Source organism: uncultured Clostridium sp. (genome assembly GCF_947036855.1).
GTDB lineage: Bacteria > Bacillota > Clostridia > Clostridiales > Clostridiaceae > Sarcina.
Window position 1 is genome coordinate 1 of record NZ_CAMQRY010000137.1, and the last position, 5,841, is coordinate 5,841.

Consider the following 5,841-nt stretch of genomic DNA (forward strand, 5'->3'; position numbering starts at 1 on the left):
TCCATTAGTTTCTCATTTATTATTTCAAACAGTTTTATAGTATCAATATTTAATCTATTATTAAGTCTTGATATCGTAGGTTGAGAAGCTAGACTTTCTTTATTAAGTATAGCTTTAAAAATAGGTTCATTTCTGAGTTCATCCGCATCATCATCAACATGATAGCCTGCAATATGTTGATATATTTTTTGAATTATAATAGCAACGCTACTATGAATTCTAAACTTATTGACATCAATTTGATTTAAATATTTCTTTATGAGATAGCTAAAACCTATTTTTTCATCAAATTCTTTATATAATAAAAGCCCAGCATCAGATGTTAAATCACCACCATCAAAATTAATTTTAAAACATCTATTGAAATTCAAGTGTTTTTGTAATAAAATATTCATAGAAGATTCTCCTTTGTGTTTTGTTTAGCAATTTAACACTATCAAAGTTGAATCTTTTTTTCTATCTTTTTCATCACTTTTTAGATGAAAATTTAGGGTTATGAAAAGATAGTCGTGGAGCCATATTAGATATGGTTCCTATTTGTTTTGTGAATAATTCAGGTTTTTCTAAATTAAAAGTCCATATTTTATATGGACTTTTTAAAATATAAGTTGAAAAACTCTTTAAATTCATCTATTTTTGATTATCTTCAAAAAAAAATTCCAAACATTTTAAGCGAATTTTTTTGTTTTTTTTTTAAATATAATACGCATTTTTAAGTTGTTCAGCTATTTTTATGCCTATTCCCAAAAATATTAATCACATCTAGGGACGAATTTTAGCGTTTCTATATTGTAATTATTTTGTATCTTATTATTAACCCTTATCTTTGCAACTATACAACCCCTCTACTTTTATGCTATACTGATGTAACAACTATGAGATTTACATAAAAAACTAGGCATCTGAATTCAAAAAAGGAAGGAGTATAGTCTATATGAAACATAAAATTCTGTCTTTATCTATAGCAGCAATGTTAGTTGGAGGTGTAAGTGTACAAGCTTTTGCTACACCAACTACACAAGCAACAGAGAATAAGGCGAAATATAAAGAATTAAGTTCTCAAATTTTGACTCTTAATTCACAAGTTTCTGATTTGAATATTCAAATTGAAAATTTAAATAAAGTGACGAATGACAATGACCTTAAAATGAAGGATATAGGAAGTCAAATTGCTCAAATTAATATTAAAGTTAATGCAGCAAAGCAAGAAATTGAAAAGAAACAAGAAGCTTTAGGTGTTAGAGTAAGTGCTATGTATAAAAGTCAATTAGACTTTAATCCACTTGCATTTTTACTATCATCAGATAACTTTGGTGATTTCTTATCAAGACTTAACGCTTTTAGCAGAATTATCTCATTAGACGATAATATGATTAATTCTCTACTAGCTAGTAAAAAAACACTTGATTCTGATGTTGCTTCACTAAATGCAAAAGAAGCATCTTTAAAATCATTACAAGATTCTACTAAAAAAAATATAGAAGAACTAAGTCAAAAGAAAAAAGAGCAAGAAGTATCTATTGCTGAATTAAATGAGCAAAAATCAACAGTTCTATCTACAATTGAGGAAAATGAAAACGAATTAGTATCTTATGCAGTTAACATAAGTAATTCATCATCTTCTAGCTTGTCACAGCTTGAAAATGCAATTTCTAGTCTTAAAGGACTTTTACCTCAACTTAGTATTGAAAGTGTTAGAAATAAAGCTAATCAAGCAATTACCAATGCTAACGGAGCTATAAATACAATAAATCAAAAAGAAGAAGCTAAAAAGCAAGCAGAAGCTGAAAAACAAGCAGCTGCAGAAGCTGAAGCTAATAAAAATAACTCTAGTAGTTCAGGAAGTTCTAGTAGCTCAGGAAATACTAATAATTCTGGTAGCTCTAGCGATTCTGAAAGTTCTTCAAATAATGGTGGTACTTCAACAAGTCCAACCACTAATTATAAAAAAGTAATACAAGCTGAAGCTACAGCTTATTCAGGGGGTACCATTACTGCAATGGGACTAAAACCTGTTAGAAATCCAAACGGTATTAGTACAATAGCTGTTGACCCTAGTGTTATTCCACTTGGTTCAAAAGTTTATATACCTGGATATGGTTATGCAATAGCATCTGATACAGGGGGTGCTATTAAAGGAAATAAGATAGATTTATATCTTAATTCATCACAAGAATGTACAAACTGGGGGAGAAGACCTGTAACTGTTTATGTAATCGCCTACCCAGGTCAATGGTAATCTCAAATTTTCAGAAAAGCCTATAAAAAAGAGAGCATTCATTTATGATGCTCTCTTTTTGCTTTTAATTTTAATACGTTTTATAATATTTTTTGTTAAATCAATTGGTGTATTTCTTACTTTTGCACCTTTTGATCTATTGCAATGCTTACACATAGACTGTAAGTTATATAGCTTGTCTGATCCTTTATATTTTTTTGGTATTATATGATCTACATCAATATCTTTCTTTCTAAACTTTTTACTGCATCTTACACATTTATACCATCCATAATTTGATGGTGTATTCTCAAAATAATTTTGTCTATAACCCATTATTGTCTCCTGTATTCAAATATCCATTAGATTATAATTATATCATAATATCAGAATCTACTTACTTTAACTCATATCTAAATTTCACATTACTGCTTTATATACTTAAAACATTTAAAATCTTGTATATTTTTACTTTTGCACTGCTCTGGTATTGATATAGTATTTATACTGTCATTTACAATAACTAATAAATTAATCCTAATATCAATATCACTAATATATGAACTCTTAAACAAACTTATCTCACTAAGTGCTAGATTGTAATCTTCAACTAATACATCAATTCTATGATTTGCTGATAAAAAACACCTTGTTAATATACAAGGCTTTTCACTATCTTTTATGCAATTTATAAGTTTTGTTGTTACACATGTTCCATTATTATATTTTTTTAATTCACCAAATAATGACACTAAATATTGTTCACTTTCTTTTTCTTTTTCTTTATCAATATTTATAGCTAGTTCAACGGCTGATATCATACTTATTATTATAAAATCATTTACCTTATATCCTTCTTCTGCTCGTTCTAGAACTAATACTCCATTTGATACCGATGCAATAATCCCTTCTTTCTTTGTTCCATCAATCATTAAAATTAATAATCTTACCTTTGAAAACTTTTTATTTTCAATAAATTTAGATAAAATATACTCAATCAAATCTCCACCTACTTTTTATTTTATATACTATAGTATTTTAGCTACCTATAATCAGTTCATAAAAAAATAGTATCCCACCAAATAAAAGCTTAAATCTTTTATTTGATAAAATACTATTCGCTAATCTATTACTTTACATAGCATTACTAAAATTACTTATAAGATCTTCTATGTCTTCAAGTCCAAGTGAAACTCTTACAAGTCTATCACTTATTCCTAATTTTTTTCTTTCTTCTTTTGGTATTGCTGCATGACTCATTTTGGGTGGATATGATACTATTGTTTCAACTCCTCCAAGACTTACAGCTACAACTACCCCTTTAACATTATTTAAAAACTTTTCTGTTTGTTCTAAAGTTTTAAATTCAAATGATAAAACTGCACCACCACCATCTGCTTGGTTTTTATTTATCTCATAACCTTTTGAACTCTTAAGTCCTGGGTAATATACTTTTTCTACATTTTCATGTTCCTCAAGCCACTTAGCTAAAATAACTGCATTTTTCTGTGATTCTTCCATTCTTACTTTCAATGTCTTTATACCTCTAAGAAGTAAAAAACAATCCTGTGGTCCAAGTACTGCCCCAAATGTATTTTGAACTGTATAAATTCTCTTTGCAAGACTTTCATCACTTGTTACTGCACACCCTGCAAGTATATCACTATGTCCACCTAAAAATTTAGTAGCACTATGCACAACTATATCTATTCCAAGTTCTAATGGTCTTTGAAGATATGGTGACATAAATGTATTATCTGCTATTGTTATAATATTATTTTCTTTAGCAATTTTTACACAAGCCTTCAAATCAGTTACTTTTAGAAGTGGATTTGATGGTGTTTCTAAATATATTGCTTTTGTATTTTCTTTTATAGCATTCCTCACTCCATCTATATTATCAGTATCAACAAATGTAAAATCTATATTATATCTTGAGAAAAACTTTGTTACTGCCCTATATGTTCCACCATAAACATCTGCTGCAACAACTAAGTGATCTCCACTTTCAAATATGCTAAGAACTGAACTAATTGCTGCCATTCCTGACGAAAATGCATATGCATACTCTCCACTTTCTATCTTAGCTAGTGTTTCTTCTAATATAGTTCTTGTAGGATTACCAGACCTTGAATAATCATAGTCCCCAAAATTATTTATATCAAACTGGTGAAATGTTGATGTTTGATATATAGGTACATTTATTGCCCCTGTTTTTTTATCAATTAAATTTTCACCACTTACAAATTTACTTCCAAGTTTCATACTTAATCCTCCAATATATTTTTTAAGTCATTTAATAAGTCTTCTATATTTTCCACACCTATTGAAAGTCTTAAAAGTTTTCTATCAACGCCAAGTCTATTTTTAAGATCTTCAGGCATATCTACATGTGTTTGTGTGAAAGGATATGTTATAAGACTTTCTGTTCCTCCCAAACTTTCTGCAAATGATATAACTTTTAACCCTCCTAGAATTTTTTCTACAAGTTTTTCTTCCTTTACAGAGAATGAAATCATAGAACCTACTCCTGTGCTTTGCTTCTTATTTATTTCATATCCATTATGCTCTTTTAAGCCTACATAATAAACCTTTTTTATATTTTTATTGCTATTTAAGTAGTTAGCGACCTTTGTTGCATTATTTTGTGAACGTTCTAGCCTTATATGAAGCGTTTTAAGGCTTCTAATTAATAGCCAAGCATCAAATGGCGCTAAAATTGCACCAGTACCCATATGAATCATTCTGAGCCTTTTTGAAAGTTCAGAGCTATTTACTACTAAAAGCCCTGCTAAAACATCATTATGACCACCTATAAACTTTGTTCCACTATGGATAACAATATCAGCTCCAAACCTTATTGGCTTTTGAAAATATGGACTTAAAAAAGTATTATCTACTATCAAAAGCAAGTCATATTTTTTACATATATTTGAAATTGATTGTATATCTGTAACTCTCATTAATGGATTAGATGGAGTTTCTATAAAAATAGCTTTTGTATTTTCTTTTATACCTTTTTCAACTTCTGAGGCAATACTTGTATCAATAAAATCTGCTTTCACTCCAAATCCAGCATAAGTTTCTGTAAAAAGTCTATATGTCCCCCCATATAAATCTTCTGAAACTATAAAATGATCACCGCTCTTAAAGAGCTGTATACAAGCTGTAATAGCTGAAACACCAGTTGAAAAAGCAAGACAATCATATCCTTCTTCTAATATATTAATAGTTTTTTCTAGTTCTTCTCTTGTTGGATTTTGTACCCTTGAATAATCATATCCTGTACTCATATTTAGCCCTGGATGTTTAAATGTTGCACTTTGATATATTGGAAAACTTATAGCCCCTGTTCTTTCATCACCAAGACTTGCACCTCTTACAAGATATGTCTCATCACTTAAATTAAACTTTTCACTCAAATTTATCGCCCCCAATTTAATACTAAAAAAATCACTTCTTTTATAATAAAAAAATCACTTCTTTTATAATAAAAGAAGTGATTCTATAAACATAAAAATATAAATCATTTCTTATCTTTCAAGAATAAAATTCTTGCTGGAATTAGCACCACACAAATTGTAGGTTGCTGGGATTCATAGGGCCAGTCCCTCCTCCACTCT

General features: G+C 29.0%; 6 protein-coding genes and 1 riboswitch. Of the genes, 1 reads left to right on the forward strand and 5 read right to left on the reverse strand.

Translation table 11 applies throughout. The features are described 5' to 3' along the window. The coding region (locus tag Q0V15_RS11185) for a transposase (RefSeq protein ID WP_297439018.1) at positions 1-395 on the reverse strand (395 nt) is incomplete at its 3' end. 539 nt (positions 396-934) lie between these two features. Between Q0V15_RS11185 and Q0V15_RS11190 the strand changes: the two genes are divergently transcribed. Then, positions 935-2,239: a 3D domain-containing protein gene (locus Q0V15_RS11190; protein WP_297439020.1), complete on the forward strand. Its 1,305-nt coding sequence runs from the start codon at positions 935-937 to the stop codon at positions 2,237-2,239. 42 nt (positions 2,240-2,281) lie between these two features. Here Q0V15_RS11190 and Q0V15_RS11195 read toward each other — a convergent pair whose 3' ends face one another. From Q0V15_RS11195 to Q0V15_RS11210, 4 genes are all read right to left on the reverse strand, one after another. Then, the gene (locus Q0V15_RS11195) at positions 2,282-2,554 is read right to left on the reverse strand and encodes an HNH endonuclease (protein WP_297439022.1); all 273 of its coding nucleotides are present in this window, start codon (positions 2,552-2,554) and stop codon (positions 2,282-2,284) included. A gap of 89 nt (positions 2,555-2,643) precedes the next feature. After that, positions 2,644-3,219, reverse strand: coding sequence for a hypothetical protein (locus Q0V15_RS11200; RefSeq protein WP_297439024.1), 576 nt, complete (start codon positions 3,217-3,219; stop codon positions 2,644-2,646). 133 nt (positions 3,220-3,352) lie between these two features. Then, entirely contained in the window at positions 3,353-4,483 is a 1,131-nt protein-coding gene (locus Q0V15_RS11205) for a PLP-dependent aspartate aminotransferase family protein (protein WP_297439026.1), read from the reverse strand. A 2-nt stretch (positions 4,484-4,485) separates the two neighbouring features. Next, positions 4,486-5,640 carry a PLP-dependent aspartate aminotransferase family protein gene (locus Q0V15_RS11210; RefSeq protein WP_297439028.1) on the reverse strand — a complete coding sequence of 385 codons (1,155 nt, stop codon included), beginning with the start codon at positions 5,638-5,640 and terminating at the stop codon, positions 4,486-4,488. Between the two features lie 108 nt (positions 5,641-5,748). Then, a riboswitch (SAM riboswitch) is annotated at positions 5,749-5,841 on the reverse strand. This riboswitch is flagged as partial in the annotation.